This window comes from Streptococcus anginosus, from assembly GCF_001697145.1.
Classification (GTDB): domain Bacteria; phylum Bacillota; class Bacilli; order Lactobacillales; family Streptococcaceae; genus Streptococcus; species Streptococcus hominis.
Genome location: NZ_CP012719.1, coordinates 1,860,476 through 1,880,783 on the forward strand (window position 1 = coordinate 1,860,476; position 20,308 = coordinate 1,880,783).

20 protein-coding genes are annotated in these 20,308 nt (G+C 36.4%); all 20 read right to left on the reverse strand.

Annotation, left to right across the window (positions count from 1 at the left end; genetic code table 11):
* Positions 1–24 precede the first annotated feature (24 nt).
* Positions 25–846: a LicD family protein gene (locus SanJ4206_RS09080; protein WP_003027736.1), complete on the reverse strand. Its 822-nt coding sequence runs from the start codon at positions 844–846 to the stop codon at positions 25–27.
* A 75-nt stretch (positions 847–921) separates the two neighbouring features.
* A complete protein-coding gene (locus tag SanJ4206_RS09085) occupies positions 922–1,878 on the reverse strand; it encodes a capsular polysaccharide synthesis protein (protein ID WP_022525202.1) in 957 nt (318 codons plus the stop codon).
* 110 nt (positions 1,879–1,988) lie between these two features.
* The gene (locus tag SanJ4206_RS09090; RefSeq protein ID WP_003027738.1) at positions 1,989–2,999 is read right to left on the reverse strand and encodes an acyltransferase family protein; all 1,011 of its coding nucleotides are present in this window, start codon (positions 2,997–2,999) and stop codon (positions 1,989–1,991) included.
* Positions 3,000–3,016: 17 nt separating this feature from the next.
* A complete protein-coding gene (locus tag SanJ4206_RS09095) occupies positions 3,017–4,465 on the reverse strand; it encodes a flippase (protein ID WP_003027739.1) in 1,449 nt (482 codons plus the stop codon).
* A complete protein-coding gene (locus SanJ4206_RS09100; RefSeq protein WP_022525206.1) occupies positions 4,465–5,631 on the reverse strand; it encodes a glycosyltransferase family 4 protein in 1,167 nt (388 codons plus the stop codon). The genes SanJ4206_RS09095 and SanJ4206_RS09100 overlap by 1 nt, the downstream gene beginning before the upstream one ends.
* A 16-nt stretch (positions 5,632–5,647) precedes the next feature.
* Complete coding sequence (locus SanJ4206_RS09105; protein WP_003027741.1) at positions 5,648–6,934, reverse strand: O-antigen polymerase; 1,287 nt, start codon at positions 6,932–6,934, stop codon at positions 5,648–5,650.
* A gap of 23 nt (positions 6,935–6,957) precedes the next feature.
* On the reverse strand, positions 6,958–7,872 hold the full coding sequence (locus SanJ4206_RS09110; RefSeq protein WP_003027742.1) for a glycosyltransferase: 915 nt from the start codon (positions 7,870–7,872) through the stop codon (positions 6,958–6,960).
* Positions 7,869–9,050 carry a beta 1-4 rhamnosyltransferase Cps2T gene (cps2T, locus tag SanJ4206_RS09115; protein ID WP_022525207.1) on the reverse strand — a complete coding sequence of 394 codons (1,182 nt, stop codon included), beginning with the start codon at positions 9,048–9,050 and terminating at the stop codon, positions 7,869–7,871. The genes SanJ4206_RS09110 and cps2T overlap by 4 nt, the downstream gene beginning before the upstream one ends.
* A 37-nt stretch (positions 9,051–9,087) precedes the next feature.
* Positions 9,088–10,461, reverse strand: a complete 1,374-nt coding sequence (locus SanJ4206_RS09120) for a sugar transferase (protein WP_003027744.1) — start codon at positions 10,459–10,461, stop codon at positions 9,088–9,090.
* Between the two features lie 22 nt (positions 10,462–10,483).
* Positions 10,484–11,179, reverse strand: a complete 696-nt coding sequence (locus SanJ4206_RS09125) for a tyrosine-protein kinase (RefSeq protein WP_003026604.1) — start codon at positions 11,177–11,179, stop codon at positions 10,484–10,486.
* Positions 11,180–11,191: 12 nt separating this feature from the next.
* Positions 11,192–11,887: a CspC family polysaccharide chain length determinant protein gene (locus SanJ4206_RS09130; RefSeq protein ID WP_157622119.1), complete on the reverse strand. Its 696-nt coding sequence runs from the start codon at positions 11,885–11,887 to the stop codon at positions 11,192–11,194.
* Positions 11,888–11,895: 8 nt separating this feature from the next.
* A complete protein-coding gene (gene cps4B, locus SanJ4206_RS09135) occupies positions 11,896–12,627 on the reverse strand; it encodes a capsular polysaccharide biosynthesis protein Cps4B (protein ID WP_022525209.1) in 732 nt (243 codons plus the stop codon).
* A 2-nt stretch (positions 12,628–12,629) separates the two neighbouring features.
* Positions 12,630–14,081, reverse strand: a complete 1,452-nt coding sequence (cpsA, locus tag SanJ4206_RS09140; protein ID WP_022525210.1) for an LCP family glycopolymer transferase CpsA — start codon at positions 14,079–14,081, stop codon at positions 12,630–12,632.
* Between the two features lie 347 nt (positions 14,082–14,428).
* The gene (nrdG, locus tag SanJ4206_RS09145; RefSeq protein ID WP_003027750.1) at positions 14,429–15,034 is read right to left on the reverse strand and encodes an anaerobic ribonucleoside-triphosphate reductase activating protein; all 606 of its coding nucleotides are present in this window, start codon (positions 15,032–15,034) and stop codon (positions 14,429–14,431) included.
* Positions 15,035–15,038: 4 nt separating this feature from the next.
* On the reverse strand, positions 15,039–15,542 hold the full coding sequence (locus SanJ4206_RS09150; RefSeq protein WP_003027752.1) for a GNAT family N-acetyltransferase: 504 nt from the start codon (positions 15,540–15,542) through the stop codon (positions 15,039–15,041).
* Positions 15,543–15,551: 9 nt separating this feature from the next.
* Positions 15,552–16,049, reverse strand: coding sequence for a GNAT family N-acetyltransferase (locus SanJ4206_RS09155; protein ID WP_003027754.1), 498 nt, complete (start codon positions 16,047–16,049; stop codon positions 15,552–15,554).
* Between the two features lie 59 nt (positions 16,050–16,108).
* Positions 16,109–16,249, reverse strand: coding sequence for a hypothetical protein (locus SanJ4206_RS09160; RefSeq protein WP_003027756.1), 141 nt, complete (start codon positions 16,247–16,249; stop codon positions 16,109–16,111).
* Positions 16,250–16,257: 8 nt separating this feature from the next.
* The gene (nrdD, locus tag SanJ4206_RS09165) at positions 16,258–18,468 is read right to left on the reverse strand and encodes an anaerobic ribonucleoside-triphosphate reductase (protein ID WP_022525211.1); all 2,211 of its coding nucleotides are present in this window, start codon (positions 18,466–18,468) and stop codon (positions 16,258–16,260) included.
* 107 nt (positions 18,469–18,575) lie between these two features.
* Positions 18,576–20,117, reverse strand: coding sequence for a hypothetical protein (locus SanJ4206_RS09170; RefSeq protein ID WP_003027759.1), 1,542 nt, complete (start codon positions 20,115–20,117; stop codon positions 18,576–18,578).
* 54 nt (positions 20,118–20,171) lie between these two features.
* A complete protein-coding gene (locus tag SanJ4206_RS10055; RefSeq protein ID WP_003027761.1) occupies positions 20,172–20,306 on the reverse strand; it encodes a hypothetical protein in 135 nt (44 codons plus the stop codon).
* Between the last annotated feature and the right edge of the window lie 2 nt (positions 20,307–20,308).

A 20,308-nucleotide genomic window follows, 5' to 3' on the forward strand; every position in this document is an offset into this window, starting at 1 on the left:
CTTCTTTCTTTGCCTAGTAAACCATCATTTTTTATAAGCTTTAAAATAGTGATGCCCTACTCTATCCTTTTCTGGAGGTAAGGTCATATAATCTCCATATTCATGCCGAAGAACCTTATCAAACTCTTTAGGAATTCTAAATTCATATTTCTCAAAAGGAACCAAAATAGTCTCATCAAACCACTCACGCGGAAAGATATCTTTTTCTCCCCATGACAGCCAAATCACACAACCAACAAATTTACTGTTGTCATAATTTTTAACTCTCGCTAACTTATCTAATTGATTTTGAAAGTAATTTTTCCCAATCATTTTAGAGAAAAGATAAACTGGATATTTAATAACCTTCCTAACAGTTGATGTTGTCGTTTCAATAGCAAAATGTTCCCTAGTCGCTTGGTAGCAAAACGAGGATAAACGATCTCCCTTCATGCCAAAGGCAACCGCCTCCTGTTTAGTATCTCCCAATCCGTCATAAGGATATATATCGATAAAAACTCCCAATCCGAACGATTTCTCATTTTCCATCTTAATTCGATATCTTTGATCACTGATTCGAGTAATCATATACGGATATTCTAGGCACTCTTCACGATTAAATACTTTTAAATGTGGATAATCAGCTATGTTTTCCTTCAAATAATGTAATAGGCGATCATAATCTGGTCGTGGCATCATGATATCAACATCATCATCCCAAGGGATGTAACCTTTATGTCTAACTGCCCCAATTAAAGTCCCATAAATCAAAGCATAACGAAAATGTTGCTTTTCACAGATGCCAGCAATTATATGTAAAATTTCCAATGATACTTCTTGCATCTCGCGAGTAGTTAATTCTTTCATTTTATACCTTTTCTATAATATCTTAATAAGATTCTATTCTTGCTAACAATTCCAAAATAGCTATTATCATTTTTGTCAAAATAAGTTTTTATAATAGGTGTTCGGTATTTCCAACTTTTCGTCTTCAAATTTATAAGTTAACTTATGAAATGGTGTTTGCTCAATAATCGCACGATATATTTTTTCATCGTACTCCTCAAACATACGCAACTGTAAAATATGAGGAGTTGAGTTGTTGAAAGGAACTACTTGATTCCAGTATTCAGGAAACTCTTCAATTGCTATTTGAAAGAAGTGATGAAAAATAAAATAATCAATGGCACTATTATGATTCCTCCAATAATCATAAAGCAAATCTTTTGTTATATTCAAAAGAGGATGATTAGAATAGCTAGCAGTAATAAACCAATTGGAGATTGCCAAGACTTGCCCATCAAGACCAGGTTTTAAGTTTTGAAATAAAAATAAATCAGAATCTAGCATATAGGAAGGAATGTCTGAACTCGAACAAAATACTGTCCCATCAATCCAAGTTCCACCATATTTGGTTAGCAATTCCAATCTTAATAAATCTGAAAGGTGCGCCTTTAAAATAGACCCCTGTTCTATTTTTTCTGTTATATAGTCTGGAAAAGTTACATACTGGTGGTAATTTTCATCTGTTAAAACAACCACTTCTCTATCAACCAGATGTTTTCGTACCGAAGCAATACACTCTTGAACTACATGGGGTGCATCATTTAAACCTTGAAACCAACAAATCCATATCTTTTTGGAAGAACTTCTATGTTGTTGATGATACACAAGTGAATACTGATTTTCTTCCCTAAATTTTTTAATAGTTAACCTATATTTCCTTCTCAATCTTGAAAGAACCACATTACTATTATTTAGACGAACTATTTCTAAAGATTTTTTTGAAAAACCAACCAACGGTAAAAGAGCTATCGTCCTAAAAAGAACTCTTGATCTGATTAAATCTTTTAGAATATCTCCACCTTTTGTCTTTATCAATTTTGCAAAAACGCTCATAAAAAAATTCCTTTCCATATTGAATAACGACAATCTTTTCTACCAAGTAATCTAAAATATTATCAGCTTCTTGCAAAATAGATTTTGGACTGTAACCACTTGTGCTATTCTTATTTTTTTCCTAAAACTACTTTTAATTTGGTCTTCATAAAAATTCTCTCACATATAAATAGTGAGATTATTGTACCTGCAAAAGCGAACAATAAAATCAGTTGCGAAGACAAGCCCAATTTATTAAAAATTGCTTTATAGATATTTATAAATATTTCATTTAAGCAGAGATAAACAATAGACCCCTCACCTATCTGTTTTACTAACTTTATCACAAAGGTTTGATTCAGGAAACTATTGCTCAACTTATAGGAAAATACAATTACAGTTGTTCCAAATAAGACAGAACCGTAAATAAATAGAAAAATATTATGAAAGGTTCCTGTACGCATGCTAACCAAACCATTAGACAGTATTAATGGTGCAGTTAAACAGGAAAGCAAAAGCAAAAACAAACTATATTTATCAGATAGAAGCTGTAAATAATGTTTTAATAGGTAACCATAAAAATAGAACAGCAAGCCTATGCTTGAAATCCCAAAAGCCCAAGGTAAAACTCCTTTATAATGAACTTCCATAAAAAAACCAAAAAGCACAAAAGGCATTACTTGAATGGCAATTACATACGGATTCTTATGCTTTTGATGAATAATTGCAAATAGCAAGCTGCACCACAATAACGAGGGTAAAAACCATAACGCACCAGCAATAGGCATGTTATTCGTATTGTCCCACATAGCAGCAACTAGTGGCTTCATAGCATGATTCAATGTTTGGGGCTTTAATTCTATAAACCATAAGACATAAGCTGGTACAAAGAAAAAAGCATAAGGAATTAACAATTTTTGAAATTTCCTTTTGATAGAGATGAATGTTAATAAATTACTCTCTGACTTCACTAACAAGCCCGACAAAATAAAAAATAAGGGCATATGAAAAGAATAAATCAAAATCATTGGTGTTTTAGAGACAGGAATGTGTCCTAAAACCATCAAAAGAATACCGAAACCCTTGCAAATATCTATGTAATCTAATCTAAACTTTTCCTTCTTTTTAGAAATATCGCTCATTGCTATCAAAATTCCTCTTAACTTTTTAAAAATCTTTTCCCCACTTTTTCAATAAAGGACCTAATATATTTATTTTGAGTTTTCCGAAAATAAAACAAGGAACAGATAGAGTAAACAACCGCTCCAACAATAATCTGCATCAATAAGCCAACTGTTCTGCTTGGAATAAATTCTCCAACCAGAGAGACAATAGTGGCCATCAATAAACCAAAAGCACAGAATAGGAGTGTTTTTGAAATATATTGTTTAATGTCTAACTGCTTTCTAACATAGAATGCCTGGACAGCACAGACAGTAAATTCAGCAACAGCAGTTCCTACAGCCGCACCTAATGCTGCAAATCTGCTAATTAATAGGGCATTTGTTACTAAATTAATAACCGCTCCTGCAAAAATAGAAATGATATAAGGAACATCTAATCTTTTAGGAATCAGATATTGCATCCTAATAATATTAGCAAAAGCTACAAAGATAATGGATATCGATAGAACTTGAATGAGATTCCCCGAAGCAATGAACTCATCCCCCCAAAATACAACCGCAAAATTGTGAGCTACTGCAAATATTCCAAAAGACATAGCACTGGTAAGGCACATTATGAATTCCATAGAAAGGCCTATGTAATGCCTCTCGCGTTCCGTATCTCCTTTAGTGACAAGATTAGACATTTTAGGAAGCATTACCGTCCCAAAAGAAGCTATTACACTAATTGGAATATTGATTGCACGTTCAGCATTTTCAAAAAAACCAACTTGTGCTTTAGTCGTCAGCAATCCTAACATAATCTTATCCATATACTTATACAAACTAACTGCTATCGCTGGAATAAACAAGGTAAGTAATGGCATAATATGGGTTCTCATACCTTGCCATGTTACTAGTCTAAGATTAAAATATTGCCGAATATATGGCCATAAGGCAAGTTGACTGAATAAGGAACCAGCTGCCATAATAAGACAGTAAAGCCAAATATCCTGTGGTTGATGAACAAAAAGAAAAACACATATTGTAGTCACAAACTTGACAATTAAATTAATTGTCACTGTCAGCTTAAATTTTTCTAATCCAAAAAAGAACCAACTGACATCAAAGAATGATGCCAGTACCCATATCCCTTGGATAAAGGCTGACAAATAATCCTCTTTTACAAAAAAAAGAAAATAGATATAATAAGCTACAACAGCCATAAAGGCAATAATACAATGAACTAATAACAACTCAGAAAATGTTTTAGTTAACTTTTTTTTATTATCGCGAACACCCGCTATTACTCGATTACCGTGATTAGCAATTCCAAGTAGTGCAACTAATGAAAAATAGTAGGCAATAGCATAAGTATAAGAGTAAACCCCTACTCCCTTTGCTCCTAAAACACGTGCTACATAAGGGGAAGTAACCAAAGGTAGGATGATGTTTGCAACTTGATATATACTTTGGTATGCAAAATTTTTCTTAACATTCGACATTAATTAGTTTTTTCCTCACAATTATCTAATAACTTGCAGTACAGATGATAAATTTCCTCTGCATTTTTTTTAGAAGTGAAATTCTTCATTGCAAATTCTTGACCATTTTTTGCTTTTACTTTCATTAAGGATTGATTTTCAATAATATAGTTCAGTTTTTTTGCCAAGTCCGCTTCATCATTTGGACAAAAAGTCAGTCCGGTCTCCGTTGTTAGGATTTCTGCCGTTCCACCACTATTACTTCCAAGTGCTGCACAACCTGCTAACATTGCTTCTATGGTGACTCTGCCGAATGCCTCGCATTTCGAAGCCATACAAAACACATCGTTCCTGCTATAGACTTCACTCATATCATCACATTGACCTAAAAGATTCACATACTTTTCGATGCCGTAAGAACGAGCAAGATCCAATATCTGATTATATTGAGTTTCTTGATAGGAACCTGCTAAATTTAGTGTAATAGACTTATCATACTCTGTTTTTAAACGACCAGCCGCTCTAATAAGTAATTCTTGACCTTTACCTGGACTAATGCGTCCAACACATAGAACACTAATGGGATTTGATTTAAAAATCTCTCTATCTGTATTGAGAAACTTTTCAATATCTATACCATTGTAAATCAAGCTAAACTTATTATTATCTATCTCATCTTTATATTTGTCATAAACAGCCTGAGAAACTGCAACAATTGCATCTGACTTATTCATCAATTGCAAATATGCTGTTCTCCTCCAAAATCTTCGATTGAAATCTTCCTCCATGAATTCTCTGATATGCCAAACATGCTTCACTTTGGCATACTTAGCAGCGTACATACCTATATAACTAACCGAAGTATTATCATGAACTATATCTATCTGATTGTCTTTCAAATATTTTGCGATTTTTCTAGCAGAAAATTTCAATATAAGATCCTTTACAGGCATCTTTATTTGCTCAATAAGACTTGGTTCTGCTAACATCATTCTAGAGTATGCACAGCTTTGCAATTGAATAAACGGAATATGATTTTCCTCTAACAAAGAGACTCCGTCTGCCGTTTTGGGTAAAGCTACGTGTGCCTCAACACCATGCTTTTTCAACATAATAGCAAGGGATACCAAACTCCTAAAAGCACCTGCTGTCTTGTGCCCTGCATTTTCAATAAATAATACTTTCATTTCTCTCCTAAACAACTTATAATTTATAGTCTTTTTTATAAGCAAAAAAACTTATAAATATAATAGCCAATACAAATCTACTATCTGAAAATTGGAAACGAACAAAAGAATATAATACTGAGTACAATATGAGACAAAATACGCTAAGCATTCTTGGATTATTAGTTCTTATGGCATTCCAGAAACTTTGCGCAGAGATTGTTCCATATAAGAAACTACCGACTAGGATACCGCCATAACGGAAATCCGTGTATAAATTCCAAAACATAGAAACATAAGCATTTGCCGTAATTTTCGGACCTGGCCAAACCCATTGAACATCCGTCAGTTGAATCATATTATAAACAGCGTTTATATTGGTAGCACCCCATATTTTCAAAATATTGTTAAAGATATACTTAATGGGGAAAAGAAAGCCCATCAATGAGGCCTCACCATAGCCATGTAGCTCTACTTCTTGAACTGTTTTACTCCAAATTTCAAACATTCTAGGTGGAATGGTTAAATTTAAATAGATATTGGTTGACAAATCAACTCCGCGTGATATTGTTGTGATAACAAGTACTAAACTAGCTATGATTACGATGGCAAGCAACAAATATTTATACCTTTTCAATAATCTATTATTTTTGAAACTCAAAGAACGACTATTTCTAATAAATATCAATCCTACTATCAATATATATATGAATAACAATAAGAAGCCACTTCTATTGGCTGTAGACATCATTTTAAAAAGAAGCATCAGAACCGTTATCGTTATTAAGTGCTTATTTTTTTCTCCATAAAAGATATCTACTGCACAAATAGCTGGTAATGCAAAGGCAATCGGCTGGATAAATAATAAATTTATTGCATTTTCAATGGGATTACTCACAATAGTGTAATCACTTGAACGCAGAAACTGTTGAATATATCGTAAATTAAAACTCCCACCATTCAAAAAAACTAGTATCAAATCTCTTAAAAAAAACAACATGCACACACTGGCACAAAACAATAATAGTTTGTATCTAGGAATGGCTACTTGATCTCTTAATGTAGTCCAACTCCCAAAAGTAAAACGAATTTTCAAGATTCTTTGAAAGATATAACCTAAAGTATATGCACCAACACCTATTATAATCCATCCTATAGTTTCATTCTGAGGATAATCTAATCTCATTGTATTTGTCGAGAAAAACAAAACTGCCATCCAAACAAAACAAAAAACAGAAAGAGGGTTGATGACCGTTCTCTCTTCCCTCATCGCTACTAGAGCAACAATAAAACAGAAAGCAATTCCTATCTGCACTAGTGACATCTATCCATCTCCATCATCTATATTTATAATCTTCCCAAGAGAATAGCTAACCTAAAACTAATAGCTTGATTTAGTCGTCCAAAACTTAATCCTTTGTAAAAAGCCAATTTAAGTCGGTTTGTGAAACTTTTTTTATAATCTTTCGCCAAATTCAGTAAAATTTTTGAATCACTGTCTAGGGAAGCTTGGTTTAAATTTATAAGTTCTTGACTAAATCTCTGCAAGTCAAAGAAGTCATTTGTTTGAAAAACCGTATTGAAATTTCTCTTAACTTTCCCTAAAAAAGAGGTATCAATTCCAAAAACATTATTTCCATGCTGTCTATACTTCATATGGCTATCAGAATCATAAAAGATTTTTCCACTAACTGCTAAACATACTGCCGAAACATAATAATCGTGCATTGGAATATAATTTGGAATTTCTTTATGTTCAAAATAATTAGCAAAAGCCCTATTCAAAACCATGGTAGCCCCTTGAATCTGCCCAGCAATTAGTACTCTACTAAGAGTGAATTTAGGAACATGCTTATACAAATACTCTCCGTCACCTTTTAATTCCTCATCGACCAACATAGAGTTACTACAATATATAGCTGGATCTTCCTGTTGCTCGAGACTTTCAATAGCTACACTGAGTTTGTCTACATCCCACACATCGTCCTGATCTGCGAAGGCATAATAATCGTAAAATTTTTCACAGTGAATCAATAAATGCATGAATGATTTTGCAGACCTTAAATTTTCTCCTGTATACCAAGAAACTCGAGAATCTTTATTGCTATAATCTTCCAATATTTTGATAGTTCTATCTTTTGAACCATCATCTCTTATCAATAATCGAACTTCACAGTCCTCTTGGTTTAAAATGCTATCAACTTGCTCTTGTAAAAACTTCTCGCCATTATAAGTTGACATCATTACAAGCACTGTTGTCATTTCTTCTCCTTTGTGAATATTCTCTCATAGCTTTTAACAATCTTTTCCCACGTAAAAGCATTCGCAATTCTTTGGCTAGATTTCTCGTCCAATTCAGAAACGGCATCTTCATCAAATCGTTCCACTTCTTCAATCACACGCGTAAGCTCATCTTTTCTCCAATAAACCGCTCCAGCTTCACCTACTTCCCGATTAAATCCAACATCAAGTAGAAGATTGAGCTTTGTTGAAGACAGTGCTTCTAACAAAGACGGGTTAGTTCCACCAACCTCATGACCATGAAGGTAAGCAAAAGCATGCTCACGGATATACTTGAGCAACTCTTGGTCATAAACCGTCCCAACAAACTTGACACGTGGGTCTTTGTCAAAACTAGTCTCTTGACGCAGTTTCTCATAAAACTTATTTTGCTCAACATTGGTAATCAATACAAAATCTTTCTTAGAGCTAGACTTCATAAAGCCACGAATCATGGCTTCATAATTATTTTCAGGGACAAAGCGACCAACTACAAGATAATACTCATTCTCACGGATATTCTTTTCTCCATACCAAGAACGCACTTTTTCATCTGAGAATGTTAGTTGTGATCTAGTTGTATCAGTCCCATAAGCAATATAGGTTGTCTTGGGTTGATAACGATTATAGTCTTTGTGAATATATTTTTCAATATTTTTACTATCACAAATTAATAGATCCGCATGTTTCACCATCAATCGCTCAGAGTATTTCCAATATTTACGAACAGGCAAACTCCACTTAGCTCGTAGCCATTCGTGCCCGTCCGGATTAACCATCAGAGTTCCTCCAAGAGCTTTGATTTTTCTTTTTATACTTGAAATAAACGGACCAATTCGGCAGGCTAAAATATAAAATATCGGTGCTTCGTCCCTGTTCGTTTTTGCTATTTCAATCGCCTTATTTAGAGCAGCAATATCATAGGAAATGGCGCGAGCTGGACCAATGTTTGGAACATCAATATTGAAACAAATTGCTCCATTATGCTCAAAAAAATCTTCTGTAATGCCAGACTTTGCTGAATTTTCCCTCATGCAAGCAACATAATATTGAATGTCTTTATCCTTTTGAAACTCTGTTAATTTCTCTACAAAAGTTTCAAAACCGCCATATTTAGCTGGTATTCCTTTAGAACCGATAATATAAACTGTTTTTGCCATTCTCTCTTCCATCATAAATAGAGAGGAGGAAGTAGAACTACTTCGCTCCGTCTTTCATCAACACAACTTTAATTGTTTTAAGTAAGATTTTAATATCAGACCAAATGGTCCAACCGTCAATATAAGCGACATCTAATTTGACAACTTCGTTAAAATCCGTAATGCTACTACGACCGCTGATTTGCCATAAGCCAGTAATTCCTGGTTTAAAGCTCAATCGCCGCTTTTGCTCCGGTGTGTATTGCTCATATTCATCTTTAGTTGGTGGTCGTGTTCCAACAAGGCTCATGTCGCCTTTGAGGACATTGTAAAATTGTGGTAACTCATCCAAGCTTGTCTTCCGAATAAATTTTCCAATAGGCGTAATTCGTGGGTCATCATCCATTTTGAACATCCCACCACTCATGGTATTATGTGCCATCAGCTCTTTTTTGCGCTCTTCAGCATCTACATACATGGAACGAAATTTGTAAAATTTAAAAATCCGACCGTTCTTTCCAACACGTTCTTGAACAAAAATTGCTGGTCCACCATCCTTACGAATCATTGGAACTAGGAAAAGCGCTGCAATTCCACATATAAGAAGTCCAAAGAGAGAACCAATGACATCCAAAACTCTTTTGGCAATGATGTGGCTATAATTGTAGAAATTTGTTGAAAAAGTGACCACGCTAAAACCAGCAATTTCTTGAAGCTTCTTCTCACCAATTTGAAAATCCAAGGCGTTAATATTCACATTAACGGTGATTCCCATATTCTCAAACTGAATAACCAAATCTTCAATGGAATAGTAATCGCTCGGCAAGCTAATAAAAACTTCATCTACAACAGAGCGAGTTGCAAATTCGATGAGACGTTCTCTTGGTATCGTTTGGATTGTCGGATGTTGGTAACGCGAGTTATCAAATACTGAGATTGCTACTATACATTCATTAAATGTGCGCGCTTCGGTTAATTGCTCTAAAATTCTGTCTAAACGATTGGAAACCGTAATGATGAGTACTTTTTTACTACTTTTTAATCTTGGATGTACTTGTGCATAATATTGCTTGATCAATAGATTAATGCAATAAACACCCAAAGCATTCAACAAGATAAAAAAGATGAGATTGCTACGGGATAATGAAAAGTTGCCTCCCAGCATAAAAGAAGAGAATGTGATAATGACTGCATAAAAAGCACTGTATTTCAGTGTCTCGGTAAATTCAATTAAATAGCCACGTTGAAAAAAATGATAGTTATAATTGCTAATATAAAAAGCAACAATATGTAGCAACATTAACATCACAATATCTTTATTAGTTAGACTAAAGTTTGAAATTAAATTTATAATCGTAATCACAACAAAAACTGCAATTAGTTGAATAAAAGCAATTCCTGTTTTTTGCAACTCATTTCTATTTTCAAACATCCCTACTCCTAAATGCTAATCTCTACTTTTTCTTTCCGTAATTCCCATAATTGCCATAGTTTCCGTAAGAGCCATATTTTTCTAACTGTGTATCATATTTATTTAGAATAACTCCCAAAAATGGCGTCCCAGTTTGTTCTAATTGTTCTTTTGCCTTTTGCAATGTTTTCCGTTTTACATTTCCTGACTCAACGACTAAAACGCTAGCATCACATTTTTGAGCAATGATAGCCGCATCAATGACCAGTCCAATCGGTGGTGTATCAACAACGATATAATCATAATGGTTTCTGAGAATATCAATCATGATTCCAAAGTTTTTACTTTGCAATAAAGCTGTTGGATTGGGTGAGACTTGTCCAGCTTCAATCACAAATAGATTGTCAATATTTGTTTCGCATAAACCATTTGACAAATCTGTCGCACCAGCTAGATAATCTGTCAGGCCTGTGATTTTATCACGCGTTTTAAAAATTCCTGACATGACAGAGTTACGAATATCTGCGTCAATTAGTAAGGTATTATAGCCTGAACGTGCAAAAGCAATGGCTAGATTTGTAGAAGTCGTTGACTTCCCTTCACCAGACTGTACAGAAGTGACAGCAATGACCTTAATATTATCCCCACTAAGCTGAATATTGGTTCTTAAGGCATTGTAGTATTCTTCTGTTTTCTTTATCGTTTTTTCTTTATTTTTAGCTAATTCTAAACTCGGCATTGTTTTCCCCTCTTATAGTTTATTCATATTTGGCACAACTCCAAGAAGAGTAATTCCCAACGCTTCTTCCACATCTTCTGGCTTTTTCACTCGGTCATCTAACACTTCAACGACAAGAATCACAACTGAGATTAAAACCCCGCCTGCAAGAAAACCAATCAAGGTATTGCGTCTAATATTTGGTGAAGACGGAGCATTTGGAATTTCTGCTTCTTCTAACGTTGTTACATCGGATACTTTGGTAACAGCTATAATTTTTTCAGCTGCAACTTGACGAAGACTATTGGCAATACGAGCAGCTTCTTTTGCATCGCCATCTGAAACAGCTATTGAGACAATACGTGTATCGGTCGGAACAGTAACTGTGATCTTTTTAGCTAGTGCACTTGGCTGCATATTTAATTTCAAGTCAGAAATCACTTTAGCTAATACATCTTGCGATAAAATAATTTCCTTATAGTCTTTTACCAAGTAGGACCCAGCTTGCAAATCTTGGTTTGTCAATGTGGAATTATCACCGGGTTGCCGATTTACTACATAAATCCTTGTAGAACTAGTGTAGGTAGGTTTTATAATAAAGGTGCTATATCCTAAAGCGATAATAGCTATTACAAAAGCTGTCACAACGATGAGAAATTTTCGCCTCCACAAGGTCTTAACTAATGATAGAACATCAATTTCAACCGTCTGATTATCTTGATTTTTCATTTCTTCTCCTAAATTAATTCGTCTTTTAATAATATTTCTTGATTTTCGCGAAATAGTGCATCAGCATATGCTTTGCCATACTTTTTAGAGATAATTTGGTAGGCTTCCTGCATATAAGGAGGACGTGGACCTAAATTGTGCATATCACTCGCCACAAAGTGCACTAAATCCTGCTCCATAAAGAATTGTGCCCGCTTCTTCATGAATTTATATTTTTCGCCAAAAAGCTTGGGTTTTAGTACACTAGAGCTATTGATTTGCATGTAACAGCCCATGTTGATCAAATCCTGCACTTTTTTCGTCTCATTCTCCAAGCAATGATAGCGCTCAATATGGGCTACAACTGGTGTAATTCCCAAACGGAGCACATTGTTTAAAGCGCTGTGGATTTCCCTATATGGTGTCGTCATACTAAATTCAATTAAAGCATAACTCGTTCCGCCTAAAGTTGGGATGATTTTCTTATCGAGTTTTTCTAAAATATCGCTGGTATAATAAATTTCAGCACCATACAAAATAGTGAGATCGTCTGCTACTTCTTTAGCGATTTGCTGAACTTCATGAAAGTTTGCTGCGATTTTTTCTTCAGGCGTTTCAAACATCCCTTTTCTACGATGAGACGTTGAAACAATCGTTCGAACTCCTTGACGATAACTCTCTGTCAAAAGCTCTCGTGTGTCCTGACGTGTCTTGGGACCGTCATCCACATCAAACACAATATGCGAATGAATATCGATCAATCTTATTTCCCTTCCATCACTTTCTGAATTGCCGCTTTGGCTGCATTCAAGCTATCTTGATTTAACTCCATCATGTAAAGATTGGCATCCGGCATGGCATAAGACGGAAGGTCCGTCCGACCTTCTCCTGTAACCGCCTGAGAAGTCACGGTATAACTACCACCAGATTCCAGCTGCGTGTTGATTAGACTCATCATGGTTTCAAGACTCATATTGGTTTGAACTGAATCTTGCAGTCCTGAAATGATAGCATTGTAATTTTTCAAAGCACTTGTCGAAGTTAATTTTTTAATAATAGCCGCAATGACCTTTTCTTGATTTTTACCACGGTCGTTGTCTCCACCGCTCAATGAATAGCGTTCTCGCACAAAGCCTAGAGCCTGCTCAGAATTTAGATGAACATCTCCTACGCCAAAATGATAATTCCCGTGCAGGCTTGTAAATTCTTGGTCATTATAAACATCAATTCCACCTAGCAGGTCCACCAATTTGAGGAAAGAAGTGAAATTAAGTCGGATGTAATAGTTAGTTTTGATGCCGTAGAGATTTTCCAATGTGTGAATGGATGCTTCCACCCCATAAATACCAGCGTGCGTCAATTTATCGTTTTGATTGTTGCCGCCATCAGCAATCGGTACGTAAGCATCACGCGGTGTTGTTGTTAACAACACTTTTTTCGTCTTGCGATTCACCGTCATGATGATATTTACATCCGAGCGAGATACAGACGAAACAGGACCATAGGTATCAATGCCACTAACATAAATATTGAATACATCGTTATTTGTCGTTGGTGATTGAGCATTATCTATTTTTTTACTAATCTTGTAGGTATAGATTTTCTTAATTTTTGAAGCATAATCTGGATATTCATTTTCGATCACACTTTCAAAGACGCTATTTAACACCATAGCCTTCGCTTCGCCATTCATCAAAGACTTATAAGCTGCCAGATAAGACGAAGACTGATTAACTGTTAGATTGACTTTTTTTGTTTGCGCTAAGTTATCTGTCAATGCCTTGATATTTTTTTCGTCATTTGCTGTCGGAGCGAGGATGTTTTTGACCTGACTAATATCTTTGATATCGCTATTTTTCGGTACTACCACACTCATTTCATATTCAGAGTAGTTGGAAGTTGAATTTAAGCCATTAGACAAATCTAGCACTTCTTTAACCGCATACATCGCACCTGAACTTGCCAGAATCGCTAAAATAAGTATAATCGTCGTTGTGACACGCGCTTTGTTTTTAAAAATTAAAAAGCCAGTCCCTAGTGCTACAACTGCTAGCAAGATTGATACCAAAACATTCATGTACCGAAAGGCTAAAATGTTATATCGGAACATTGAAAAAATCAACAATGCTGCTAACAATGCAAAGATGACTAGTAAAGCAATATTTAAGATCCGATTGCTTTTCTTCTTAGAAGAGCGCGATCTTTTTTTGGCCATTTGAAACTCCTATGCAAAAATATCCATTTTATTATCCCTATTATAGCATAAAATAACTGAAAGTTAAACATTCTTTAAGAATTACAAAAACTTTAAATGATAAATGCGTTTTCTCTAAGCGCTTTAGTTATTATGCAAGCAAAAGAAAGTGAGAGAGAACTCAAAAACATTAAAAGAAGCGTTTCTCACTTTCTTATTTCTGGTCGAAACCATCGTCAATCGTACTCTCACACAATTGCCTAGATGTCTATGAAGTATAAAATACGAGCAAAGATACCAAGCAACCATTGATATTTTTTACTAACTCAAAAAGAGGCTGGAATCAAGTCCAACCTCTCACTTGTTCATTATTCTGTTTTATCTCGATTAACTTGTTCAAAACTTTCTGTGCCATCATTCAGTCTATCCCAAATGATCACTTTCCCAGCTTTGAGAGACTTTTGCACATCAATGATTCGTTGATTAGAAGAACCGCGAAATTGCAGCATGAGATTTTTCTTGGCTTTGTCAAACCGTCCATCAACAAGGATATCAATAAGACTCAGCAGTTCCAGCTTATCGGGTGTTTCCAACATCATTTCTTCCCATGTGTAGCCCGTCCAAGACCAAATATCTTTATTTGGCAATTCCTTACGAATCCGCTTAACCAAGGGAATGAGAATACCTGTATTGAGAAAAGGCTCTCCGCCAAGCAAGGTCAAACCTTGAACATAGGGCTCTGCCAAATCTTTCATGATTTGCTCTTCAAGCTCCTGCGTATAAGGAATCCCTGCATTAAAAGACCAAGTTGCTACATTGTAGCAGCCCTCGCAATGGAACATGCAGCCGCTAACATAGAGGGAATTACGCACCCCTTCGCCATCTACAAAATTAAAGGCTTTGTAGTCAATAATGCGACCCTTGCTTAACTCTTCGCTTTTCCACTCACCTGGCTTCGGTGTATTCCATGTCATTTTTCTACCCCAAATCTATCCAATAGCGCTCTTTCCCAGCTCGTACATCTTCCAACACTCCACCATTGGCCAAAATCACTGCTCGACTAGCAGCATTATCCATATCGCAAGTAATCAGAACGGGAGAGAGCGCTAATTTTTTGGCTTCAAGTAAAGCCAAGGCTAATTGTTGTTTACCATACCCTTTCCCCCGCTCACTAGGCCGAATGCCATAGCCAATATGCCCGCCCAACTCTAAGTAAAAATCATTTAGTGTCATACGAAGCCCTAAAAAACCTAATGCACGATCATCTGCAAAGGAAGCAAACAAAATAGCTGGAACACGCCCTTCTTTCAAATTCAGTCCTGCCTCTTGATCACGATTGATTTGCAACCAATCTTCGTAATTTTCTGCACATGCCCAAGTGCTTTCTACACCGCCATTCATGAGAAGCTCCTGCTCTTTGTATTCTGCAATCATTTCAAGTATCGCTTCTTTATCTGCCAATTCTGGTCTTCGTAATTCCATAAATTACTCCTAATTCAAATCTATCCAATAGCGTTCGGTGCCCTGTCGGATGTCTTCTAATATGCCCCCGTTTTTTAAAATAACTGCCCTACTAGCAGAATTGTCCTCCGCACAAGTAACTAGCACTCGGTGGATATTCTTTGAAGCAGCGACAAGAAGCCCTTCTTTCAACATAGCGGTCGCATAGCCCTTCCCCTGCATAGTTGGACGAACGCTATAACCAATATGACCGCCATGTCCGCGTAAATGTTCATTCAGACGCAAGCGTAAATTTAGAAAGCCAACAGCCTGTCCTTTATCAAAGGCAACAAACTGTATAGCCGGCACCCATGTATTAGGAATATAGAGACCCATTTCCGCATCTTGGTTTCCAGCAATCCAATCTTCATAAACGAAATTTTCCTTGTCCCAAAAACCGCCATCGTGTGCAGCATTCGACCTTTCAAATTCTAGTATGAGGTCTATCACCGCCTCTTTATCTTCTAATCTTGGTCGTCTTAATTCCATTTTTCTCACCTTGATAGAAAGAGAGTGAGACTAGCTTCATGCAAACCTCACTCTTTCTCCTATTTTTTCTTTGTTTTTTGTAAGAATTGTTCTCGCAAATTTGCAACACGATCTTTTTTATTGACTCCGCCTTTGGAATGCTTTTCATGATAGCGTGCCACCTGCGCTTTGCCCTTATCGTCTAATTGATATTTTCCCATTAGAATTCCTACTTTTCTACATGATGCCCTTCAAATTTAATCGTCGAGCCGTTCATGTGTTTAACACGAGCTGAAATTTCCTTGTGGCGACCATTCACCATTGGACGAGCTTGAGGATTGCCAAGATAACCACAAGTCCGCTTGACAACATCAACTGTCTTAGGATCGCTATTGCCACAGTTTGGACAAGTAAATCCGCGCTCTGTTGGTGTGAAATCTCCTTCAAAATCGCATTTGTAGCAATGGTCAATCGGCGTATTGGTTCCTAGATAGCCCACACGGTCATAAGCGTAGTCCCAAACAGCTTCAAGCGCCTTTGGATTCTGTTGCAAAACAGGGTATTCACAATAGTGGATAAAGCCTCCCGACGCACCCGCTGCTGGATAATCTTTTTCAAAATCTAATTTTTCAAACGGTGTCGGATTTTTACGGACATCATAGTGGAAACTATTCGTATAGTATTCCTTATCTGTAATATCTTTTACAAGACCAAATTTTTCTGTATCCAGACGGCAGAAGCGGTCGGTCAGACTTTCAGACGGTGTAGAATAAACAGAGAAGTGGTAGTCATATTGGTCAGACCATTCTTCTACACGGCGTTTCATTTCACGAACGATATCGACTGTGAATTTCTTGGCTTCTGGATTGTGCTCCCATTCACCACCATAAAAGACTGTAGCCACTTCATACAGACCAATATAGCCAAGAGAAACCGTGGCTCTACGATGCTTAAAGAGTTGATCCACCTTATCATATTTACCTAGACGTTTTCCAAAAGCACCATATTGATAAAGAATAGGAGCATTAGCTGGAGTCGCTTCTTTGGTGCGTTCGACACGGTAGACGAGCGCATCTTCAGCAATATTCATCCGCTCATTAAAAATTTCCCAGAATTTCTCCATGTTGCCTTCAGATTCAAGAGCAATTCGTGGAAGGTTGACCGTCACAACGCCAAGATTCATCCGACCAGAATTGACTTCTTGACCGTTTTCATCTTTCCAGCCTTGTAAGAAAGAACGGCAGCCCATTGGAACTTTAAAAGAACCTGTTAATTCCACAATTTTGTCGTAAGACAAGACATCTGGGTACATCCGTTTCGTAGCGCATTCCAAAGCCAGCTGTTTAATATCATAGTTTGGGCTATCCGGTTCTAAGTTCAATCCGCGCTTCAACGTGAAAATCAATTTAGGAAAAATAGCTGTCCGATGTTCAGACCCCAGACCTTTAATACGAATTTGAAGAATCGCTTTTTGAATTTCTCTTTCAAAACGATTGGTGCCAAGACCAAAACCAAGCGATGTAAATGGGGTTTGTCCATTTGACGTAAACAAGGTATTGATTTCATATTCCAAAGACTGCATGGCATCGTAAATGTCTTTTTTCGTCTTTTCCCAAGCAAACTCTTCCTGTTTTTCAAGAACGACCCATTCACGCGCATCCTTCAAATGCTTTTCGTAATTCTTTTCAGCATAAGGCGCTAAAACTTCATCAATTCGATCAGCTGAACAACCACCATATTGACTAGAGGCGACATTCGCAATGATTTGAGAAATTTGTGCAGTCGCGGTTTGAATCGACTTTGGACTTTCTACCTCTGCATTTCCAATCTTAAAACCATTTTTCAACATGCCTTTGAAATCAATCAAGCAGCAGTTGGTCATCGGCGTATATGGGCTATAGTCCAAATCATGATAATGAATATCCCCTTTTTGATGGGCGTTTGCTACATGCGGCGGCAGCATTTGCAAACCAATTGATTTCCCAACAATCCCCGCTGTCAAATCACGTTGAGTATTGAAAACATCACTGTCCTTGTTGGCATTTTCATTGACAACCGCTTGATCTTTATTCAGCAATTTGCCGATTGTGAAGTTGATATCTGTTGCTTTTGAACGCGCAAAATCGCGTTGGGTACGGTAAGTAATATAACTTTCCGCAATAGCATATTCATTGGCTTGCAACAATTCATGCTCAACGATATTTTGAATTTCATAAATTTTAACACCAGCAGGGAAGCGTTCAATCACCTCTGCTACAATTTTATTGGTAATCCCTTCAAGTTTTGCTTCTAACAACGGCGTCATCGTCGTTACTTCTTGACTAGCTTTGACAAGCGCTTTATAAATCTTATCTGCGTCAAAAGCCACACGACGACCGTCACGTTTTTCAACATAAATATCAGCAAAACCTTGTACTGTTTCTTCTTTTAATGCTATCATGAGCTCCTCCATTCGTATAAATCATATTATATCACTCTCATAAAAAAAATCAATATCTTGTGGTAAAAAACTTAAAATTTTATTTTAAACACAAGATATTGATTAAATCATTTTAATTTATAAAGCTTGAAATGATGAAGTTCCAGGTCAGTTTTCTCATAATTTTTCTGAATTTGTTTTTGCACATCTTGAAGAACAGGCACTTGATTATTCACTAAAATATAAGTTGGTGCATTTTCTTTCAGACTCCTAGCTAGCGCCATTTTGTTTTCATCGGTTCCTTGGTACAAGCTAGGTGTTAAAATTGGTACTGCAGATAAGTGTCTACTCGCCTGATAAAGCGCTGCTGTTTTATCCCAAGCATAGATTTTATCAGTCTTCTTCGCTTTATCTTTGATATAATTTGCCGCAGAAACACGTTCACTTGTTTCACCTATCGATAAAACATACTGATTGACAAATGGAAAACCAATTAAATAAATCATTGCTAGAAGCGGTAAAAAAGCATTCTTTGTGATATAAGTTCCGAAAGCAGACGAAGATTTTTGAGCTCTACTGTGCCTTCCACCTCTATTGAACGACTGTTTCCCAAGCCACATACTGACTAGAACCATAAAAAATGGCAAAATCGGCAACAGTTGATAAGCTCCCCGATCTGGCAAAAAGAAAACAAACATAACAAGAAAGAGAGAGGCTAAAAAACTAAAGAGTTGTAGAAATCGCTCCAAAGAATTCGCTGGCAATGAAAAACTTCTCACCCAAGTCACAACTACGCCAAGCCCAATAATGAGTCCACCATAAAGCAAACCATTATACAACAAGTGCTGCCCTGAAAAATGCAGACTTTCCAACGGATAAAGAATCTGACTAATGGCGAGACCAAAACTACCATTTAAAACTGTATAATATCCCAAAGGATAAAACACAAGCGAAAAGCCTACAAGTGTAGCTAAAAATTGATAAAGACCACGTGCTTTTTTCTTTGCCCCAATATTATAGACTAACAAAGCAATGAAAGCCATCAGATAAAACACAAGACTTGTCATTGGGTCCGTCATAAACATCAGCGCACCAAGAGCACCAAAACCAATAAAGCCTCTGTCACTAGCTTCTCCTGCCACGTAGCGCATCAGAAAGTATAGCGCACCAAATACAAAAGGAAAAGCAAAAATACTAGAGTATAAGCCGCCCCAGCCTAAAGCGAGCGTCAAACAATAGAATAAAGAAAGGATTTTGATAGAAGTGTTTTTTACAGCCGTTAATTGATATACGATTTTAAACAGATAAATTCCTGCAACAAACAAAGCCAAGCATTGCATCACCGCAAAGAAAATATTGCCAATGAAGAGACCCCCCGCCCAATTAGCTAGATAATAAAGCAGACCACTTGTTCCATAGATATTTCCATAAATAACCTGCCCTTGCGCCATTGCCCAACCTGCATATAAATTTTGAGATTGCAGGTTTGTGGCAAGATTAGTTAGCAATGGATTAGCGACACTCAAAACGCTCAATAATAAGCTCCACAAAAATAAAACGACAAAAGGAGTCGACGTTGGCTCTATAAAAATCGATTTTTTCTCGTTCTCTTCGTGAAGCGTCTCTGCTACTGTCTCTTTCATCTCTTGTTCAGGCGTTGTATCATACATAAAGATTCTCCTTGATATCAGTCTTATCTAGTATATCAAAATCTTCCTTATCTGTCAGCTTGATTCTGACAAGTTCTGCATCTTTTGCAAAAGTAAAGTATAGTATTCCAATTCTCGAAAACGATGATAACTTACAGCCACATACTCTTTCAAAAATTCCTTTTCTTCACGTGATAAACCTATAACCATTC